At 69.5% G+C, this 1,098-nt stretch carries 1 protein-coding gene; it reads right to left on the bottom strand.

The features are described 5' to 3' along the window. Positions 1 to 980 (bottom strand): IS3 family transposase (locus AB0N14_RS40335; RefSeq protein WP_366030642.1); only part of this gene is annotated, 980 nt, incomplete at its 3' end. Between the last annotated feature and the right edge of the window lie 118 nt (positions 981 to 1,098).

Here is a 1,098-nt window from a genome sequence, read left to right as displayed (position 1 = left end):
TCGGGCCGGGGTTCGTTGATCCACACGGCGGAGGGCAGCGTGGGCGGTTGGGGGCGGCGGGCGAAGCGTTCGGGGTGTGCCGCGTATGCCTGGGTGAGGGTGATCGCTCGCTGCCGACGGACCAGGTCGGCGGTGCCGAAGTGGACGCTGGCCGGGGTGTGCAGGCCGATCGCCGAGTGCCGGTGTTCGTGGTTGTAGTAGGTGAGTAAGCCCTCGCACCAGTCGCGGGCGTGCTGCAGGGAGCCGAACCGGTCGGGGAAGTCGCCGCTGTACTTGATGGTCTTGAAGTGGGCTTCGCTGTAGGGGTTGTCGTCGGATACTTTCGGCCGGGAGTGTGAACGGGTGACGCCGAGATCCGTCAGCAGCTGGGCGACCGGCTTGGAGGTCATCGAGGTGCCCCGGTCGGCGTGGACGGTGTGCGGCACGACGCCGTTGGTTTCGATCGCGGCCCGGATCAACTCCTGGGCGATCAGGCTGTCTTCACGCGCGGCGACGGTCCAGCCGACCACGTAGCGGCTGTAGATGTCGATCAGGACGTACAGGTGGTACCAGTCGCCCTTGGCCGGTCCGCGCAGTTTGGTGATGTCCCACGACCACACTTGCGAGGGACCGTCGGCGACCAGTTCCGGCTTCACTTTCGCCGGGTGGGTGGCCTGGCGGCGGCGGTCGCCGTTCTGCCCGGCGGCCCGCAGGATCCGGTACATCGTCGAGGGCGAGCACCAGTAGTTCCCGGCGTCCAGTTCCCTGGCCCAGACCTGGGCGGGCGGCAGTTCGGCGTACTCCGGACGGTTCAGCAGTGCCAGGACCGAGTCCCGTTCGGCAGCGGACAAGGCCGAGGGCGGAGCCGGACGCGGCGCGCGCGCCATCGGCGGGCGGGGCTTGAGCTGCCGGTAGTGCGTCGCCCGGGAGCGGCCGGTCAGCCGGCACGCGGCCGCGGTGCCCAGCTGGGCTTGCAGGCCGGTGAACGCCTCGTCCACCACAGGGTCGACGGCGTCGCTCAGTCCGCGCTCTCGGCAAGCAATTCCAAGAGCGCGGAAGCTTTTCCCATGACCTGCAGTGCGGCATCCCGCTTGGCCAGGTCCTTCTCCAGCCGGGCGA

It is taken from the genome of Streptomyces sp. NPDC051104 (genome assembly GCF_040682835.1).
GTDB classification, from domain to species: Bacteria; Actinomycetota; Actinomycetes; order Streptomycetales; family Streptomycetaceae; genus Streptomyces; species Streptomyces cynarae.
Note: the sequence above shows the minus strand (reverse complement) of the source record. Positions and strands in the feature narration are given on the sequence as shown.